This is a genomic window from Streptomyces sp. NPDC001852 (genome assembly GCF_042891825.1).
In the GTDB taxonomy this organism is placed as follows: Bacteria; Actinomycetota; Actinomycetes; order Streptomycetales; family Streptomycetaceae; genus Streptomyces.
In genome coordinates, this window is sequence record NZ_JBIATN010000005.1 from 1 (window position 1) to 17,322 (window position 17,322).

The following is a 17,322-nucleotide window of genomic DNA, read 5'->3' on the forward strand; positions in this document are numbered from 1 at the left end:
GTTCGCGGCGCAGGCCCACCACCTGCGCTTCGATGGCCGGTGACGTGCGCCGTGGCTGGCGGTGCGGGCGGCTGGAGCGGTCGTGCATGCCCTCGGCGCCCCACTGCCGGTAACGGCCGGCCCATCGGGCGGCGGTGGTGTGACTGACCTGGAAGCGTTCCGCGGCCCGCCGCAAAGGCCAGCCGTCGTCCACGACACACCGGGCCAGACGCAGCCTGCCGGTCGGCGTCAGCGGGGCATTACGGTGGGACACGAGGGCCTCCTGCGGTCGGCGTGTAGATGTCGCAATCCACACCGAACCCAGAAGGCCCTCACCCGTTCAAGCACCCAGCACGCGTGTCACCAACGTCCCGGGACAGCACACCTAGAGCGGCAGGGCCTCCACGGCCGAAGGCACCTGGGCGGGGAGAGGCAATACGATCTCCGCCTCCCTCTGCCGGGGGAGCGCCGCGGGCAGAAGCGACCGCGGCCCCGCAACCACCGTGTAGTCCTGGCCCAGGAACGGCGGCTCGACCACCCCCGGATCCTCACCCAGTGCCAACTGCACGGCGGCCCACGGCGCGTTCACCCCGCAGAGCGACAGCTGATGCAGACCCCCGGCGGGTCGCGTGTTGACATCCAGCAGCACCGGCCGGTCGTCGAACATCCGGAACTGGATGTTGGACAGGTGGTGCAGCCCGAAGCCCTCCGCGATCAGCCGGGCCGGCTCCAGCCACCGATCGTCCAGGGTGAAGCCCCGTCGTCGGCCGTTCTTGGTGCGGCCCACCGCGAGCCGCAGACGGTTGTCCGTGCCGGTCAGACAGTCGACCGACACCTCGGGCTGCTCCAGGCGCGGCATCACCAGCCAGTCCACCGGCTGCCCGGACCGCCGCAGCGCCTCGACGACCAGGTCGAGCTGGACGTACGGGCTCGGGAACCCCTCGAGGCCGGCGAGCGAGAACGGCGTGCGGGTGATCACCCGGAAGCCGACCCCGCCGGCTCCGGCGGCCGGCTTGAAACACGCCTTGTGCCCGGCCGCCTCCAACTCCTCGACGGCGCCGAGGAGTTCGTCGGCCGTGCGCACCCGCCACCACGGCGGCACCGGGACGCCCACCGAGCCGACCGCCTCGTACGCGGTCGCCTTGTCCTCGAACACGGCGACCGCCTCGGGGGTGGGCGCCAGCAGGGCCGTACCCACCGCCGCGAACTCCGCGCGGTGCCGCACGATCGCCGCCTGATGCAGCCGGGGCACGAACACGTCGATGCCGCGCCGGGCGCACTGGTCGAGCGCGTACTCGACATAGGCGGCCGGGGACAGGCCCTCCGGTTCCAGGTCGGCGGTGTCGGCGGCGGCCAGCACGGGGGAGTCGGGGTCCCCGTGCGTGGCATGGATCTCCACCGCGCGATCGCTGGGATTTCTGCGCAGCTGATCCATGAAGAACACGTTCTCCGCGTACGTGCGGTTGAGCCAGACGCGTACGCGAGAGAGCATGCAGGCCGCCTTTCACGGTTTTCGGGCAGGGCTCGGCGGCCCGTGCCCGGGCAGGAGGAAGGAAGGGACGCCAAACGACCCCTGGGAAAAAGGGGGGTTGGATGTTGGTGTCGGGGCGATCATACGGCTTTCAAGAGCCCGCGCGTGCAACGCGGATGTTACGGCTTTCCGGGACTCGTCCAGTAGGCTCGCCGGGATCCTTCCGGCCGGCGCCGGCCCGCCGCCGTGACCTCGCGACACGGCGGCCGGTGAGCCTCTTGTCGCGGTGTGTGCCCATGTGTTCTCGTGGTCCCGGCGGAGGATGATCGAAAGGGGTGCAGGGTGGAGTCTGCGGCCGGGGCCGGGCAGCTGCTGGCCATCAGCGACCTGCACATCGGCTATCCGGAGAACCGCGCGCTGGTCGAGGACATGCGGCCCACCAGCGACGAGGACTGGCTGATCGTGGCCGGTGACGTCGCAGAGACGGTGGCCGACATCCGCTGGACCCTGGAGAAGTTCGCGGACCGTTTCCGCAAGGTGCTGTGGGTCCCCGGCAACCACGAGCTGTGGACGCACCCGAAGGATCCGGTCACCCTGCGCGGCGTCGCCCGCTACGAGCACCTGGTCGGGCTCTGCCGCGAGCTGGGCGTCGTCACCCCCGAGGATCCCTACCCGGTGTGGCAGGGCCCCGGCGGCCCGGCCGTCGTCGCCCCGCTGTTCCTGCTGTACGACTACTCGTTCCTGCCGTCCGGCTGCGCCACCAAGGCCGAGGGCCTGGCCTACGCGGAGAGCACCGGCGTGGTCTGCAACGACGAGTACCTGCTGCACCCCGATCCCTATCCGACCCGTGACGCCTGGTGCCGGGCGCGGGTCGCCGAGACCGAGCGCAGGCTCGCCGAACTGCCGCCGGACCTGCCCGTCGTACCGGTCAACCACTATCCGCTGCACCGGCATCCCACCGAGGTGCTGTGGTACCCCGAGTTCGCCATGTGGTGCGGCACCCAGCTCACCGCCGACTGGCACCGCCGGTTCCGCGTCGCGACCATGGTCTACGGCCATCTGCACATCCCGCGCACCACCTGGCACGACGGAGTCCGCTTCGAGGAGGTCTCCGTAGGCTATCCCCGTGAATGGCGCAAGCGCCCGGAGCAGCCGGGAAGGCTGCGCCGCATCCTGCCGATGGAGGTCGAAGCCGGTGATCGAGGAGCTGCTCCCGGAGTCGGTCGTGGCCGTGGAGGCACAGCGTGACGACCCGCTGTGGGACGCTCCGTTCTACCCCGGGGAGGCAGCGCACGTCGAACGTGCCGTGGCCAGGCGCCGGCGCGAGTTCGCCGCCGTACGCGGCTGCGCCCGGCGTGCCATGGAGAAACTCGGCGTGCCGGCGCAGTCCGTCCTCAGCGGTGAGCGGGGCGCGCCGCGCTGGCCGGACGGTCTGATCGGCAGCATGACCCACTGCGACGACTACTGCGCCGCCGCGCTGGCCCGCACCGACGACCTGGCCTCCCTGGGCATCGACGCCGAACCGGACGGGCCGCTCCCGGAGGAGGTCGGCGCCTTCGTCTGCCTGCCTGCCGAGGCCGAGCGGCTCGACCGGCTCGCCGGGCAGCGGCCCGACGTGCACTGGGACCGGATCCTGTTCAGCGCCAAGGAGTCCGTCTACAAGGCGTGGTTCCCGCTGACCCGCACCTGGCTGGAGTTCTCCGAGGCCGACATCACCCTCGCCCCGAGCCCCGGCGACGCGACGCACGGCACCCTGCGTGCCGAACTCCTCGTCCGCGGGCCCCGGGTCGGCGGCCGCCGGCTCCAGGTCTTCGACGGCAGGTGGGCCGTGCGGGACGGAGTGGTCGCCACCGCCGTGGTCGTCCCGCACCCCTGACGCCCGGCAGCCGTGCGCGGCTCCCGGCCCGGTCAGGTCGGCGGACACCAGTCGCGCAGCAGCCGGAAGAACTGCTCCTCGTTGCCCGTGAGGCCCGCGCGCGCCAGGGCCTGTTCCGCCTCGGCCAGTACGGTGGGCGGCACCACGGCGGGCCGGCCGGCGTCCGGCGGCCCGTCGAAGGCGGCGCGCACGGTGTGCAGCAGCCGCAGATAGGCCTGTACGGCGGTGCGCTCGCGGTCGGTCAGTACGGCAGTGGGCATCGGTCGGCTCTCCCCGGGTAGGCGTCACGGTCGCGCGCTGTGCCGCGCACCTCTCCAGCTTGCCGCCCACCACTGACAACGCCCTTCGGCCGCGTCCCGGTTAGCCCGCTCAGCCGAGGCCGAATCCTTTCGGTGAGGCCTGCGGGGGTGACGCGCCGGGACGAGTGGCGTCCGGCGTCCGGCGCACGACAGCGGGTCCACGGGACGACGGCAGGGCCCCACGGCCCTCCGCCGTACGGCCCTCGGACCAGCCCTTCGGCCCGATCACCCGCATGGCTCGATCAGCCCCTCGGCTCGATCAGCCCTGCGGCCCCGGGTACCCCAGGGACACCTCGATGCGCCCGGCCACGTCGTCGCGCTGGACCGGGCCGCGCAGGGCCGAACCGGCCAGCCAGGTACGGCACTTGCTGGCCAGCAGCAGACCGAAGGTCTCGGCCTCCCGCTCCTCGGCGAGATCGAAACGGGTCCGGGCAGCGACCCGGTGCACCGTGGCCTGCAGCGCCTCCTGGTCGGCGCCGTCGTGCAGCAGCCGGGTGGCGACCCCGACGCCGTCGACGTGGTGTCCGCGGTGGTCGGCCTGCATGTGCCACAGCTCGTGGCCGAGGATGACCAACTGGTGGTCGGGCGCGGTGCGTTCCTCCACGACGACGAGGTCGCGGTCGGTCAGGTCCAGCCACAGGCCGCTCGCCGTGCCCGGCGGGAAGGCGGCCGCGCGGAAGGCCACCGGGCGGCCCCGGCGGCGGCTCATCGCCGCGCACAGCGCGCCGTACAGTTCGCCCGGCGGTGCCGGCGCGGGCAGCGTCAGCCCGCCGACCAGCTCGTTGCACAGCCGGCGCATGTCCCTGCCGATGCCCACAGTCCTCCCCAGGCTCACGACTCGGGCCGTTTGACGCTCTCCAGGAGCATGTCGAGCCACTCCGCGACCTTGTCCCGGTGCTGGTCGGTGGGCAACTGCGCGGCCCGCCAGGCTATTCCGCGCACCCCGTGGTCCTGCAGCAGCCGCTGCAGCGGATCCCCGTCGGCCCTCGCGGCGGCCCGCTCCCGGTCGGCGAGCTTGGTCAGGAGCTCCTGCTCGGTACGCTGCAGCGCACCCGCCACCGCCTCGGGGTCCTCCGCGGTGAGGAAGCCCGCGTGCACCCGGAAGAAACGCTGGAGCGCGTCGCAGTGCTCCATGGTCGGCCGCCGGTCGCCGTTGATGAGCGCGCCGGCCTGCTGCCGGGACATGCCCGCGCCGTCGGCGATCTCCTGCTGGGTGTACTTGCGGCCGTTGGGTTTCAGCCGAGTCCGCCGCAGCAGGCCCAGGCGCTGCAGAAACCGTGCCTGCACGTCCGGTTCACCGGCGGGCCGGCCGGCGAGCAGGGCCTTGACCACCGGCTCCGGGACCCCGCAGGCCACGGAGAGCCGCCCGACGTCGAAGACCTCGGCATGCGGCACGCCGAGCCGGTCGGCGAGCGCGGTGACGCGGGCGACGACGGCCGGCAGCTGGGCGGTCGCCGTGGCGCCCGGATCCTCGTAGCCATCCGTCACCGACAGAACTCCTACGTCTCTCGAGGTCTTCAGATGTGTCCGTGCTTCTCACGAGCGGTCGCCGTGAACTTCCCGGAGAGTAGCGGGTGCCTCGAACTCACATCCAGGTGTCGCCACAACTGTGGCGAATTTCAGCCGTCAACGAGCGCGGAATGCCACGATAGTTGACATGGTCTTGTCGCGGGCCGCAGGATCGCAGGGCCGCGTGAAGGCCGCAGAGGCAAGAGGGGTGACCTCCCGATGGCACATCAGGCAGGAGAGCAGTGGCCCGCGCCGCGGCCCGTCCCCGACACCTGCGAGACCCAGGCGTACCTCCAGGACTACGCCGTACTGCTGGAGTCCCTCGCCGTCCCGTCCCTGGTCGTCGACCACCGCTGGGACGTGGTCATGGCCAACGGTGCGTTCGAGACACTTTTCCGCGGGGTACGCCCGCACGCGACGGCCATGCCCGGGGACAACTTCCTGCGGTTCGTCCTGTTCCATCCGGATGCGGCGGACGTCCTCGGCGAGCACGAACAGGGCTGGTGCCTGCCGATGCTGGCCCACCTGAGGACCGCCCTGGAGACGTACGGTCACGACCAGGAACTCCAGGCGATCCGCCGGGACCTCGCACAGGACCCCCTCATGGAGGCCGCCTACCGGCAGGGCCTGGCGCACTGGATCCACGCCGTGGGCGAGAGCGCGACCCGGCTCGACGGGGCCGTGCGGCTGCTGCTCCACCCCGACCCGCGGCGCGGCCCCACCGAGTGCCGCATCGTCGAGGAGACGCCTCAGGTCCTGCGCGACCTCGGCCACCGGCGCCTTTCGATGGTCCTGCGCGAGAACCGCCGGCCCGCCGCGCCGGTACGCCGCCCGCGCCGGCCGCGCGGCCCGGCGGGGCACCTCACGGTCGTCCGCACCCCCGAGGGCTGACCCGGCACCGCCGGCGTTCAGGTCGCCGGCGGCGCCGGGTCCGAACCGCTCATTGCGCAAGCCACTTGCATGGCTTGCGTCGAGCTTGCGCTACGCTTGCGCACATGACACGACGACTTGCGGAAGTGGCGAAGAAGGTCGGCGTCAGCGAAGCGACCGTCAGCCGGGTGCTCAACGGCAAACCCGGCGTCTCCGAAGCCACCCGGCAGGCGGTGCTGACGGCGCTCGACGTCCTCGGTTACGAGCGCCCCACCCAACTGCGCGGCGAACGCGCCCGCCTCGTCGGCCTGGTCCTGCCGGAGCTGCAGAACCCCATCTTCCCGGCGTTCGCCGAGGTCATCGGCGGCGCGCTCGCCCAGCTCGGACTCACCCCGGTGCTGTGCACGCAGACCAAGGGCGGCGTCTCGGAGGCGGACTACGTCGAGCTGCTGCTGCAGCAGCAGGTCTCCGGCGTCGTCTTCGCCGGCGGACTGTACGCACAGGCGGACGCCCCGCACGACCACTACCGGCTGCTCGCCGAGCGCAACATCCCCGTCGTGCTGGTCAACGCGGCCATCGAAGACCTCGGTTTCCCGGGCGTGTCCTGCGACGACGCCGTCGCCGTCGAGCAGGCGTGGCGCCACCTGGCCTCCCTCGGCCACGAGCGCATCGGGCTGGTCCTGGGCCCCGGGGACCATGTGCCCTCGGCGCGCAAACTGGCCGCCGCGCGGGCGATCGCCGGCGACCTGCCGGAGGAGTTCGTCGCCCGGGCGATCTTCTCCGTCGAGGGCGGTCACGCCGCCGCGTCCCGGCTGATCGACCGGGGTGTCACCGGCATCGTCTGCGCCAGCGACCCCCTCGCCCTCGGCGCGGTCCGGGCCGCCCGCCGCAAGGGGTACGGCGTACCCGGCCGCATCTCGGTCGTCGGCTACGACGACTCGGCCTTCATGAACTGCACCGAGCCCCCGCTCACCACCGTCCGCCAGCCCATCGAGGCCATGGGCCGCGCGGCCGTCGAGCTGCTGAACGCGCAGATCGGCGGCACCGCCGTACCCGCCGAGGAGCTGCTGTTCGAGCCCGAGTTGGTGGTGCGCGGATCCACCGCGCGGGCTCCGCGCGACTGAGCGCCTGCCCTGCAATCGAGAAGATCCAACCTGCTGTCAAATAATTTCAGATTGCGCGCGACATCTTGCGGAGAGATGTCGGCGGTGCTTGAGTGTGCGGCGCCCACCGCTCCTGCCATGAGTGCCATCAGGGGGTCCACCGATGAGAAGCACCGGGTTCCGCCGTACCGTCGTCGCGATCGGCGCCTGTTCCTCGCTCGCCCTCGCCGCCACCGCCTGCGGCTCGGGCGGCGACGGCTCGGCCGACGGCCGGACGCGCATCACCGTCAACTGCGAGCCGCCCAGGAGCGCCAAGGTCGACCGGAGGTTCTTCGAGGAGGACCTCGCCTCCTTCGCCGAGCAGAACCCGGGCGTCGACGTCGTCGCGCACGACGCCTTCCCCTGCCAGGACCCGAAGACCTTTGACGCCAAGCTCGCCGGCGGCCAGATGGAGGACGTCTTCTACACGTACTTCACCGACGCCAGGCACGTCGTGGACATGGGACAGGCGGCCGATCTCACGCCGTACCTCAAGGATCTGAAGTCCTACGGCACCCTCCAGAAGCAGTTGCGGGACATCTACACCGTCGACGGAAAGGTCTACGGCATACCGCGTACCGGATACAGCATGGGGTTGATCTACAACCGCAAGCTCTTCCAGAAGGCCGGCCTCGACCCCGACAAGCCCCCGACGACGTGGGACGAGGTCCGCGCCGACGCCAGGAAGATCGCCGCCCTCGGGAACGGCACCGTCGGATACGCCGACTACAGCGCGCAGAACCAGGGCGGCTGGCACTTCACGGCCGAGCTCTACTCGCAGGGCGGCGACGTCGTGAGCCCCGACGGCAAGAAGGCCGCCGTCGACAGCCCCGAGGGCCACGCCGTCCTGCAGAACCTGCACGACATGCGGTGGACCGACGACTCCATGGGCAGCAGGCAGCTCCTCGTCATCAACGACGTGCAGCAGATGATGGGTTCGGGCAGACTCGGGATGTATCTCGCCGCCCCGGACAACATCCCGATCCTGGTCAAGGAGAAGGGCGCGCACTACGACGACATCGCCATCGGTCCCATGCCGGGCGGCAACGGCACGCTCATCGGCGGCGACGGCTACATGTTCGACAAGCACGACACGCCCGCCCAGATCCGGGCCGGCCTGAAGTGGCTGGACCACATGTTCCTCACCCCCGGTGCGGGCTTCCTCGGTGACTACGCCCGTGCCAGGAAGAACGACGCCCCCGTGGGCCTGCCCGAGCCGCGCCTGTTCACCGGCGCCGCCGACGCCAGGGACCAGCAGGCCAAGAAGGCCAACGCCAACGTCCCGCTGGCCAACTACCAGGCCTTCCTCGACGGCAACCGGAAACTCCGGATGAGGATCGAGCCGCCGGACGCCCAGCAGATCTACTCCGTCCTCGACTCCACCGTCTCCGCCGTCCTCACCGAGAAGGACGCCGACATCGACCAGCTCCTCAAGGACGCGTCCGGCAAGATCGACGGCATCCTGGCCCGGAGCTGACCGCCATGACGAAGACGGCCGAACGGCGGCCGGTGACGAAGGCCGCCGTCCACCCGGTACCTGCGCCGCCCCCGGCAGGGGCCCGGAGGCGCCGCCGCCTCGCCGACCAGGCCCGCGCCTATGCCTTCCTCATTGGTGGCCTCGTCTGCTTCGCCCTGTTCTCCTGGTACCCGGCGATCCGCGCGGTCGTCATCGCCTTCCAGAAGTACACACCGGGCTCGAAGCCGCAGTGGGTCGGCACCGCCAACTTCACCCGCGTCCTGCGCGACCCCGAATTCGACGCGGCCTGGCGCAACACGCTCATCTTCACCCTGCTGGCCCTGCTCATCGGCTTCGCGATCCCCTTCCTCCTCGCCCTGGTCCTCAACGAACTCCGGCACGCCAAGGCCTTCTTCCGGGTCGTGGTCTATCTGCCGGTGATGATCCCGCCGGTGGTCAGCGCCCTGCTGTGGAAGTGGTTCTACGACCCCGGAGCAGGCCTCGCCAACGAGGCGCTGCGCTTCGTCCACCTGCCCACCTCGAACTGGTCCAACGGCACCGACACCGCGCTCGTCTCCCTGGTGATCGTGGCGACCTGGGCGAACATGGGCGGCACCGTCCTGATCTACCTCGCCGCCCTGCAGTCCGTCCCGGGCGAGCTGTACGAGGCCGCCGAACTGGACGGGGCGAACCTGCTCCAGCGCGTCCGGCACGTCACGGTCCCGCAGACCCGGTTCGTGATCCTGATGCTGATGCTCCTTCAGATCATCGCCACCATGCAGGTGTTCACCGAACCGTTCGTCATCACCGGCGGCGGACCGGAGAACGCGACGGTGACCGTGCTCTACCTGATCTACAAGTACGCCTTCCTCTACAACGACTTCGGCGGCGCCTGCGCCCTCAGCGTCATGCTCCTGGTGCTGCTCGGCGCCTTCTCCGCCGTCTACCTGCGGCTCACCCGCACCGAGGGGGACGGCGCATGAGCACCCGCACCCTGATCTCCCCGGCCACCCTCGCCCGCCCGCGCGGCAAGGCGGTCTACTGGACCGTGTTCACGGCCGTCGTCGTCCTCTTCGCCCTCGCGTTCCTCTTCCCGGTCTACTGGATGGTGACCGGCGCCATGAAGTCGCCGGACGAGGTGGCCCGGACACCGCCGACGCTCGTCCCGCACCACTGGCACCTCGGCGGCTACACCGATGCCTGGGACCTGATGCAGTTGCCGCAGCACCTGTGGAACACGGTGGTGCAGGCGGCCGGCGCCTGGGCGTTCCAGCTGGTGTTCTGCACGGCCGCCGCCTACGCCCTGTCCAGGCTGAGGCCCGCCTTCGGCGGGGTGGTCCTCGGCGGCATCCTGGCCACCCTGATGGTTCCGGCGCAGGCGCTCGTCGTACCGAAGTACCTCACCGTGGCGGACCTGGGCCTGCTCAACGATCCCGTCGCCATCTGGCTGCCGGCCGTCGCCAACGCCTTCAACCTCTACCTGCTCAAGCGGTTCTTCGACCAGCTCCCGCGCGACGTGCTGGAGGCCGCCGAGATCGACGGTGCGGGGAAGCTGCGCACGCTGTGGTCGATCGTGCTGCCGATGTCGCGGCCCGTGCTCGGCGTGGTCTCGATCTTCGCGCTGGTCGCGGTCTGGCAGGACTTCCTCTGGCCGCTGATGGTCTTCTCCGACACCGACAAACAGCCCATCAGCGTGGCACTCGTCCAGTTGTCGCAGAACATCCGACTAACCGTGCTCATCGCGGCGATGGTGATCGCCAGCATCCCGATGGTCGCCCTGTTCCTGCTCTTCCAGCGGCAGATCATCGCCGGGATCAGCGCGGGCGGCACGAAGGGCTGACGTCGACTCTTCCGAGAGAAGGTAAGCTTTCGTGGGACAGCCCACCCATGCCCCGAAGGACCGCGACTGGTGGCGCTCGGCCGTCATCTACCAGGTGTACGTCCGCAGCTTCGCGGACGGCGACGGCGACGGCACCGGTGACCTCGCGGGCGTCCGTGCCCGGCTGCCGTATCTCGCCGAACTCGGCGTGGACGCCCTGTGGTTCACCCCCTGGTACCTGTCGCCGCTGAAGGACGGCGGCTACGACGTCGCCGACTACCGGACCATCGACCCCGCCTTCGGCACCCTCGCCGAGGCGGAGAAACTCATCGCCGAGGCACGTGAGCTGGGCATCCGGACCATCGTCGACATCGTGCCCAACCACGTCTCCGACCGGCACCCCTGGTTCCGGGCGGCACTCGCCGCCGGACCCGGCGGCCCGGAGCGCGAACTGTTCCACTTCCGGCCCGGGCGCGGCCCGCACGGCGAACTCCCGCCGAACGACTGGCCGTCGCAGTTCGTCGGCTCCGCCGAGCCGGTGTGGACCCGCCTGCCCGACGGCGACTGGTACCTGCACCTGTTCACGCCCGAGCAGCCCGACCTCAACTGGGCCCACCCGGCCGTCCGCCAGGAGCACGAGGACATCCTGCGGTTCTGGTTCGAGCGGGGCGTCGCCGGCGTCCGCATCGACTCCGCCGCCCTGCTCGCCAAGGACCCGGCCCTGCCCGACCTCGCCTCCCGCCCCGAGCCGCATCCCTTCGTCGACCGCGACGAACTCCACGACGTCTACCGCTCCTGGCGGCGGGTCGCGGACGAGTACGACGGCGTCTTCGTCGGCGAGGTCTGGCTCCCCGACCCCGAACGCTTCGCCCGCTACCTGCGCCCCGACGAACTCCACACCGCCTTCAACTTCTCCTTCCTGTCCTGCCCCTGGGACCCCGGCCGGCTGCGCGCCTCGATCGACACCACCCTCGCCGAGCACGCCCCCGCCGGCGCCCCGGCCACCTGGGTGCTGTGCAACCACGACGTCACCCGCACGGTCACCCGCTACGGCCGTGAGGACACCGGGTTCGACTTCGCCGCCAAGGCCTTCGGCACGCCGGCCGACCTCGCGCTCGGGACCCGGCGGGCGCGGGCCGCCGCTCTGCTGTCGCTGGCCCTGCCGGGCGCGGTCTACCTCTACCAGGGGGAGGAGCTGGGGCTGCCGGAGGCCGCGATCCCGGTCGACCGGATACAGGATCCGATGTACTACCGCTCGCGGGGAGCCGACCCCGGCCGGGACGGCTGCCGGGTGCCGCTGCCGTGGGTCGCCGGTATGCCGTATGCGGGCTTCGGTTCAAGGCAGGAGCCCTGGCTCCCGCAGCCGGCCGGCTGGTCGTCGTACGCGGTCGACCGTCAACAACAGGACCCCGACTCCATGCTCTCCCTCTACCGCCGGGCCATCGCGATCCGCCCGCTCTTCGGCGACGGCCCCCTGGCCTGGCTCCCCACCCCCGACGGTGCCCTCGCCTTCACCCGAGCCGAGGGAGTGATGTGCGCCGTCAACTTCGCGCCCGGGCCCGTCGAGCTCCCCCCACACTCCCGACTCCTGCTGAGCAGCGGCCCCCTGGACCACGCGGGCCGGCTGCCCCAGGACACGGCGGCCTGGTTGCGGAGCTGAGCCGCCGAGCACCGCGCTGTCCCCGCACCCCCACCCCGAAGGGATCGGCACATGCAGAGCACCATGATCAGATCTGTCAGGAGCATGCCCGTCATGGCGACCGCTGTGGCTTCTCTCGCCGCCGGCATGCTCGTCGCGGCCGCGCCCGCCGCCCACGCGGCCGCCGGCGCCGGGCTCCCCTTCACCTCGGTGGAGGCGGAGTCGGCGGCCACCACCGGCACCAGGATCGGCCCCGACTACACCCAGGGCACGCTCGCCTCCGAGGCCTCCGGACGGCAGGCCGTGCGCCTCGCGTCCGGACAGCGCGTCGAGTTCACGGCACCCCGGGCCGCCAACGCCGTGAACGTCACCTACAGCGTCCCCGACGGCCAGTCCGGCACGCTCAGCGTGTACGTCAACGGGGTCAAGCTCGCCAGGACCCTGACCGTCACCTCCACGTACTCCTACATCGACACCGGCTGGATCCCCGGCGCCAGGCAGCACCACTTCTTCGACGACGCGCGCCTGATGCTCGGCCAGGACATCCAGGCGGGCGACAAGGTCGCCTTCGAGTCGACCGGCACCCAGGTCACGGTCGACGTCGCCGACTTCGAGCAGGTCGCGGCCCCCGCCTCCCAGCCCGCCGGCTCGGTGTCCGTGGTCTCCGAGGGAGCCGACCCCAGCGGCAACGGCGACTCCACCCAGGCCTTCCGGGACGCCATCGCCGCAGCCCAGGGCGGGACGGTGTGGATCCCGCCGGGCGACTACCGGATCACCTCGTCCCTCAACGGCGTCCAGAACGTGACCCTCCAGGGCGCCGGCAGCTGGTACTCGGTGGTGCACACCTCCCGGTTCGTCGACCAGTCCACCTCCTCCGGAAACGTCCACATCAAGGACTTCGCGGTCATCGGCGAGGTCACCGAGCGCGTCGACTCCAGCCCCGACAACTTCGTCAACGGCTCGCTCGGCCCGAACTCCTCCGTCTCCGGCATGTGGATCCAGCACCTGAAGTGCGGCATGTGGCTGATGGGCGACAACGACAACCTGGTGGTGGAGAACAACCGCTTCCTCGACACCACCGCCGACGGCATCAACCTCAACGGCTCCGCCAAGGGCGTCGTCGTCCGCGACAACTTCCTGCGCAACCAGGGCGACGACGCCCTCGCCATGTGGTCGCTGTACGCGCCGGACACGAACTCCAGCTTCGAGAACAACACGATCTCGCAGCCCAACCTCGCCAACGGCATCGCCATCTACGGCGGCACCGACATCTCCGTGAAGAACAACCTGGTCTCCGACACCAACGCCCTCGGCAGTGGCATCGCGATCTCCAACCAGAAGTTCATGGACCCGTTCTCCCCGCTGTCGGGCACCATCACCGTCGACGGCAACACCCTGGTCCGCACCGGCGCGATGAACCCCAACTGGAACCATCCGATGGGCGCGCTGCGGGTCGACTCCTACGACAGCGCGATCAACGCGACCGTGAACATCACCGACACCACGATCACCGACAGCCCTTACAGCGCCTTCGAGTTCGTCTCCGGCGGCGGACAGGGCTACCCGGTGCGGAACGTCAACGTGACGGGAGCGACGGTGAGGAACACCGGAACGGTCGTCGTCCAGGCCGAGGCCCAGGGCGCGGCCACGTTCAAGAACGTCACCGCCACCCAGGTCGGGGCCGCCGGCATCTACAACTGCCCCTACCCGGCGAACTCCGGCTCCTTCACCCTCACCGACGGCGGCGGCAACTCCGGCTGGTCCAGTACCTGGGCGGACTGCTCCACCTGGCCCCAGCCCGGCCAGGGCAACCCCGACCCCGACCCGAACCGCAACCTCGCCAAGGGCCGGCCGGCCACCGCGACCGGCTCCCAGGACGTCTACACCCCCGGCAAGGCGGTCGACGGCGACGCGAACTCCTACTGGGAGTCGACCAACAACGCCTTCCCGCAGTCCTGGACGGTCGACCTCGGCTCGTCCTACGCGGTACGCCGCCTGGTGCTGAAGCTGCCCCCGTCCTCGGCGTGGGGCGCCCGCACCCAGACCATCACCGTGCTGGGCAGCACGGACGGCTCGACCTACTCGACCGTCGTGGGCTCCCAGGGCTACCGCTTCGACCCGGCCACCGGCAACACGACCACCGTCTCCCTGCCGGGCGGCACGAACCTGCGGTACCTCCGGCTCAGCGTCAGCGCCAACACGGGCTGGCCGGCCGGGCAGTTCGGTGAGGTGGAGGCGTACCTGACGTCCTGAGTCAGGACGGCGTCACAGATCCAGCACCAGACGGGCGCCCCGGCAGCGGGACACGCAGATCATCATCGTGTCACCGGCCGACCGCTCCTCCTCGGTGAGGACCGAGTCCCGGTGGTCCGGGGTGCCCTCCACCACGTCCGTCTCGCAGGTGCCGCACGTCCCCTCCGCGCAGGAGTACAGCACCTCGACCCCGGCGGCGCGCACCGCGTCCAGCACGGACACCTGCGGCGGGACGGTGACCGTGCGACCGCTGCGGGCGAGGACGACCTCGAACTCCTCGTCGCCGCCCGTCCGTTGCTCCTTCGGCTGGAAGCGCTCCACCCGCAGCGCCCCGGCCGGGCAGCGTTCCTCGACGGCGTCCAGCAGCGGCCCCGGCCCGCAGCAGTACACCAGGGTGCCGTCGGGCAGGTCCTCCAGCACCGGGCCCAGGTCGAGCAGGCCCGTCTCGTCCTGCGGGGCGAGGGTGACCCGGTCGCCGTAGCGTGCCAGCTCCCCGGTGAACGCCATCGAGGAGCGGGTGCGTCCGCCGTAGAGCAACGTCCAGTCGGCGCCCGCCCGTTCGGCCGCCGCGAGCATCGGCAGGATCGGGGTGATGCCGATGCCGCCCGCGATGAAGCGGTAGCGGGGCGCGGACTCCTGGCGGAAGTGGTTGCGCGGCCCGCGCACCCGTACCTTGCCTCCCTCGCCCAACTGCTCGTGCACATGGGCCGATCCGCCCCGTCCCGCCGGTTCGCGCAGCACCGCGATCCGCCACGCCGACCGGTCCGCCGGATCCCCGCACAGCGAGTACTGCCGCTCCAGCCCCGGCCCGAGCAGGAGGTCCACATGGGCGCCGGGCTCCCAGAGGGGCAGCTCACGGCCCAGCGGATCGCGCAGCGTCAGGGAGAGCACCCCCTCGGCGGCGAACTCCCTTGTCTCGATGATGAGTTCGCGTTCGGTCACCGTACGGCCTCTTCGCTGTCGTGTCCTTCGGGATGCGCCAGCATCCACTCCCACATCAGGACCGGGTCCTCGGCGGTGTGCTGCGCACCGCAGTGGCAGGTGCCGTGCAGCACGTCCGTGCCCGGCAGCCAGTCGATCCGGTAGACCTGGCCGGTGCCGGGGCTCACCGGACCCCCTCGACCGGCTTGTCGCCCTCCTCGACCAGCCGGGCCAGGATCCGGCGCGCGGCCAGGCCGCCGGTGTCGATGTTGATGCTCAGCTCCTGGTAGCCGGTGCGTTCGGTGCCGAGGGTGCGCTGCAGCAGGTTGAGCGCGTCCACGTCCTGCATGACGACGGTGTGGTTGTTGCCCCGCAGGAACTCGGTGACCTCGGCGTCCTCTGTCGCCCAGTCCCTGGACACCGCCCAGAAGTCGTACACCTTGCCGTCCGCGGACGGGGTGATGGCGTAGGTGATCTCGGTGTGGAACCCGTGCGGGTCGCTGCCGTCCGGCTCCGGTACGACGCCCGCCGGCGCGATCCGGCTGTGCAGCAGATACAGGCAGGGCGCGTGGTACTCGATGTCCTGCCAGCGGGTGATGCGGCCCTCGATGCCGGTCGAACGGGCGTAGAACGGCGGGCACTCGGCGTCGTCCATGTGGCGGCTGACCCGGACCACGCCCGCGCCCTCGTCCACCTCGGTGGTGATGGGTGTCTCGGCGACCTCGGGGGTCCCGATGTAACCGCCGTGCAGATACGTCTCGTGGGACAGGTCGAGGAGATTGTCGACGAGCAGGCCGTAGTCCGCGTCGATCGGCTCCATGCCGCGCACGGTGGTCCAGCCGGGGGAGTCCAGGTGCCGGGCCCGCGGGATCGTCTGCGGGTCGGCGAGCGCCGGGTCGCCGATCCACACCCAGATGAGCGAGTCCTGCTCCACCACCGGGTAGGAGGCGACGCGCGCGGTGCGCGGGACGCGCTTCTGGCCCGGTACGTACACACAGGCGCCGGTGCGGTCGTAGGTGAAACCGTGGTAACCGCAGACGATCCGGTCGCCGTCCAGGCCGCTCGAGGAGAGGGGGAAGCGGCGGTGGACGCACCGGTCGTGCAGGGCGACCGGGGTGCCGTCCTCCTCGGCGCGGTAGAGGACGAGCGGTTCCCCGAGGATCGTCCGGCCGAGCAGTTCGCGCCCGACCTCCTCGCCGTACGCGGCGACGTACCACTGGTTGCGCGCGAAAGCGGTCATGTGCGGCATGGCTGCGGCTCCCGTCTGTGGGTGGTGGCCACATCGTCGGGAGGCGTCGGCCCGGCCGCAATGCCGGCTTCCGCCCCACGGAAGAACGGTTCGCCGGGGGCCTTGGCCGTCCGCCGCCGAGGCCCTGTCGTCGAGAGGTGACGTACGCACCGCCGCACGACGCGGACCACGGGGCCGGCTGGCCGAGGGGCAGTTTCCTCGGCAGGCTCTCCGATACGGCGCTCGAGGACCTGTTGGCGCTCGGGCGTCCGCGGGACTTCCGTGCCAAGGACCTGCTGATCCGTCAGGGGAACACCGACCGCCACACCCTTCTGCTGCTCTCCGGCCTCGCCAAGGTCACGGCGACCGCCTAGAACGGCCGGGAGTCCCTGCTGGCCATCCGGCTCGGCGGGGACATCATCGGGGAGATGGCGGCGGTCGCGGGCATGCCGCGTACGGCCACGGTCGCCGCGTGCGGACCGGTGACCGCACGCGTCGTCTCCCACGAGGCGCTGCGGGCGTTCCAGTTGCGCTGCCCCGATGCCGCGGTGGAGCCGGCGGGCATCGTCTCCGAGCGGCTGCGCTGGGCGGACAACCGAGCCCGCGCCCGCCGTGAGTCGGAGCGCCGGGCCCTGATCGACGACCTCGCCGAGCGGCTGCTGCGCCGGGACGCCAAGGGCCTGACGGTCACCGCTCCCGACCTGGCCGACGACGACCTGGCGTCGTGGAGCGCCCAACGCTGAGAAGCCGGTGAGGAGGCCGGCCGGCCCAGCCGCCCGGCCGCCCGTCGGCGCCGCCCGGCGATCGGCACACCGGTTCCGTGCCGACGCGACACCGGTACGAGCCGTACCCTCCCCACT

General features: G+C 71.3%; 18 protein-coding genes and 1 pseudogene. 11 read left to right on the plus strand and 8 right to left on the minus strand.

Features of this window, described 5'->3' with window-relative positions:
• A partial coding sequence (locus ACFYZB_RS10225) for a leucine zipper domain-containing protein (RefSeq protein ID WP_388756544.1) occupies window positions 1-253 on the minus strand: 253 nt, incomplete at its 3' end.
• A gap of 111 nt (window positions 254-364) precedes the next feature.
• Complete coding sequence (locus tag ACFYZB_RS10230) at window positions 365-1,471, minus strand: ATP-grasp domain-containing protein (protein WP_388756547.1); 1,107 nt, start codon at window positions 1,469-1,471, stop codon at window positions 365-367.
• Between the two features lie 321 nt (window positions 1,472-1,792).
• Here ACFYZB_RS10230 and ACFYZB_RS10235 point away from each other — a divergent pair, with 321 nt between their 5' ends.
• Together ACFYZB_RS10235 and ACFYZB_RS10240 are read left to right on the plus strand one after the other, a co-directional pair.
• A complete protein-coding gene (locus ACFYZB_RS10235) occupies window positions 1,793-2,698 on the plus strand; it encodes a metallophosphoesterase (protein ID WP_351212379.1) in 906 nt (301 codons plus the stop codon).
• Window positions 2,646-3,326, plus strand: a complete 681-nt coding sequence (locus ACFYZB_RS10240) for a 4'-phosphopantetheinyl transferase (protein WP_388756550.1) — start codon at window positions 2,646-2,648, stop codon at window positions 3,324-3,326. Before ACFYZB_RS10235 ends, ACFYZB_RS10240 begins: the two co-directional genes overlap by 53 nt.
• Window positions 3,327-3,358: 32 nt before the next feature.
• On the opposite strand, the gene ACFYZB_RS10245 is transcribed toward ACFYZB_RS10240, so the two are convergent.
• The 3 genes from ACFYZB_RS10245 to ACFYZB_RS10255 form a co-directional block, all read right to left on the minus strand.
• Window positions 3,359-3,586, minus strand: coding sequence for a hypothetical protein (locus ACFYZB_RS10245; RefSeq protein ID WP_351212375.1), 228 nt, complete (start codon window positions 3,584-3,586; stop codon window positions 3,359-3,361).
• Between the two features lie 298 nt (window positions 3,587-3,884).
• Window positions 3,885-4,424: a toxin-antitoxin system, toxin component gene (locus tag ACFYZB_RS10250; RefSeq protein WP_351212413.1), complete on the minus strand. Its 540-nt coding sequence runs from the start codon at window positions 4,422-4,424 to the stop codon at window positions 3,885-3,887.
• A 32-nt stretch (window positions 4,425-4,456) separates the two neighbouring features.
• The gene (locus tag ACFYZB_RS10255) at window positions 4,457-5,113 is read right to left on the minus strand and encodes a helix-turn-helix transcriptional regulator (RefSeq protein WP_351212373.1); all 657 of its coding nucleotides are present in this window, start codon (window positions 5,111-5,113) and stop codon (window positions 4,457-4,459) included.
• Between the two features lie 240 nt (window positions 5,114-5,353).
• Here ACFYZB_RS10255 and ACFYZB_RS10260 point away from each other — a divergent pair, with 240 nt between their 5' ends.
• From ACFYZB_RS10260 to ACFYZB_RS10290, 7 genes are all read left to right on the plus strand, one after another.
• A complete protein-coding gene (locus ACFYZB_RS10260; RefSeq protein ID WP_388756554.1) occupies window positions 5,354-6,025 on the plus strand; it encodes a hypothetical protein in 672 nt (223 codons plus the stop codon).
• Window positions 6,026-6,129: 104 nt separating this feature from the next.
• Entirely contained in the window at window positions 6,130-7,128 is a 999-nt protein-coding gene (locus ACFYZB_RS10265; RefSeq protein ID WP_388756557.1) for a LacI family DNA-binding transcriptional regulator, read from the plus strand.
• Window positions 7,129-7,270: 142 nt separating this feature from the next.
• The gene (locus ACFYZB_RS10270) at window positions 7,271-8,623 is read left to right on the plus strand and encodes an ABC transporter substrate-binding protein (RefSeq protein WP_388756561.1); all 1,353 of its coding nucleotides are present in this window, start codon (window positions 7,271-7,273) and stop codon (window positions 8,621-8,623) included.
• A 5-nt stretch (window positions 8,624-8,628) separates the two neighbouring features.
• Window positions 8,629-9,585: a carbohydrate ABC transporter permease gene (locus ACFYZB_RS10275; protein ID WP_388756564.1), complete on the plus strand. Its 957-nt coding sequence runs from the start codon at window positions 8,629-8,631 to the stop codon at window positions 9,583-9,585.
• Window positions 9,582-10,442: a carbohydrate ABC transporter permease gene (locus ACFYZB_RS10280; protein ID WP_388756566.1), complete on the plus strand. Its 861-nt coding sequence runs from the start codon at window positions 9,582-9,584 to the stop codon at window positions 10,440-10,442. The genes ACFYZB_RS10275 and ACFYZB_RS10280 overlap by 4 nt, the downstream gene beginning before the upstream one ends.
• Before the next feature lie 31 nt (window positions 10,443-10,473).
• A complete protein-coding gene (locus ACFYZB_RS10285; protein WP_388756568.1) occupies window positions 10,474-12,081 on the plus strand; it encodes a glycoside hydrolase family 13 protein in 1,608 nt (535 codons plus the stop codon).
• 93 nt (window positions 12,082-12,174) lie between these two features.
• Entirely contained in the window at window positions 12,175-14,313 is a 2,139-nt protein-coding gene (locus ACFYZB_RS10290; RefSeq protein WP_388756571.1) for a discoidin domain-containing protein, read from the plus strand.
• A gap of 12 nt (window positions 14,314-14,325) precedes the next feature.
• On the opposite strand, the gene ACFYZB_RS10295 is transcribed toward ACFYZB_RS10290, so the two are convergent.
• From ACFYZB_RS10295 to ACFYZB_RS10305, 3 genes are read right to left on the minus strand one after another with little or no spacing between them, the layout of a single operon-like run.
• Window positions 14,326-15,255, minus strand: a complete 930-nt coding sequence (locus tag ACFYZB_RS10295) for a PDR/VanB family oxidoreductase (RefSeq protein WP_388756573.1) — start codon at window positions 15,253-15,255, stop codon at window positions 14,326-14,328.
• Entirely contained in the window at window positions 15,252-15,422 is a 171-nt protein-coding gene (locus ACFYZB_RS10300) for a hypothetical protein (RefSeq protein WP_388756575.1), read from the minus strand. Before ACFYZB_RS10300 ends, ACFYZB_RS10295 begins: the two co-directional genes overlap by 4 nt.
• Window positions 15,419-16,483, minus strand: coding sequence for a Rieske 2Fe-2S domain-containing protein (locus ACFYZB_RS10305; protein WP_388756576.1), 1,065 nt, complete (start codon window positions 16,481-16,483; stop codon window positions 15,419-15,421). Before ACFYZB_RS10305 ends, ACFYZB_RS10300 begins: the two co-directional genes overlap by 4 nt.
• A 137-nt stretch (window positions 16,484-16,620) precedes the next feature.
• Here ACFYZB_RS10305 and ACFYZB_RS10310 point away from each other — a divergent pair, with 137 nt between their 5' ends.
• Window positions 16,621-16,836, plus strand: coding sequence for a hypothetical protein (locus tag ACFYZB_RS10310; protein WP_388756579.1), 216 nt, complete (start codon window positions 16,621-16,623; stop codon window positions 16,834-16,836).
• A 12-nt stretch (window positions 16,837-16,848) separates the two neighbouring features.
• Window positions 16,849-17,205, plus strand: a pseudogene (locus ACFYZB_RS10315) (Crp/Fnr family transcriptional regulator); the annotation flags it as partial.
• Between the last annotated feature and the right edge of the window lie 117 nt (window positions 17,206-17,322).

Coding starts and splice junctions, on each gene's coding strand:
- ACFYZB_RS10305 (WP_388756576.1), bottom strand. CDS start 16,483: ATGCCGCACATGACCGCTTTCGCGCGCAACCAGTGGTACGTCGCCGCG.
- ACFYZB_RS10270 (WP_388756561.1), top strand. CDS start 7,271: ATGAGAAGCACCGGGTTCCGCCGTACCGTCGTCGCGATCGGCGCCTGT.
- ACFYZB_RS10265 (WP_388756557.1), top strand. CDS start 6,130: ATGACACGACGACTTGCGGAAGTGGCGAAGAAGGTCGGCGTCAGCGAA.
- ACFYZB_RS10290 (WP_388756571.1), top strand. CDS start 12,175: ATGGCGACCGCTGTGGCTTCTCTCGCCGCCGGCATGCTCGTCGCGGCC.
- ACFYZB_RS10280 (WP_388756566.1), top strand. CDS start 9,582: ATGAGCACCCGCACCCTGATCTCCCCGGCCACCCTCGCCCGCCCGCGC.
- ACFYZB_RS10260 (WP_388756554.1), top strand. CDS start 5,354: ATGGCACATCAGGCAGGAGAGCAGTGGCCCGCGCCGCGGCCCGTCCCC.
- ACFYZB_RS10250 (WP_351212413.1), bottom strand. CDS start 4,424: ATGCGCCGGCTGTGCAACGAGCTGGTCGGCGGGCTGACGCTGCCCGCG.
- ACFYZB_RS10230 (WP_388756547.1), bottom strand. CDS start 1,471: ATGCTCTCTCGCGTACGCGTCTGGCTCAACCGCACGTACGCGGAGAAC.
- ACFYZB_RS10245 (WP_351212375.1), bottom strand. CDS start 3,586: ATGCCCACTGCCGTACTGACCGACCGCGAGCGCACCGCCGTACAGGCC.
- ACFYZB_RS10275 (WP_388756564.1), top strand. CDS start 8,629: ATGACGAAGACGGCCGAACGGCGGCCGGTGACGAAGGCCGCCGTCCAC.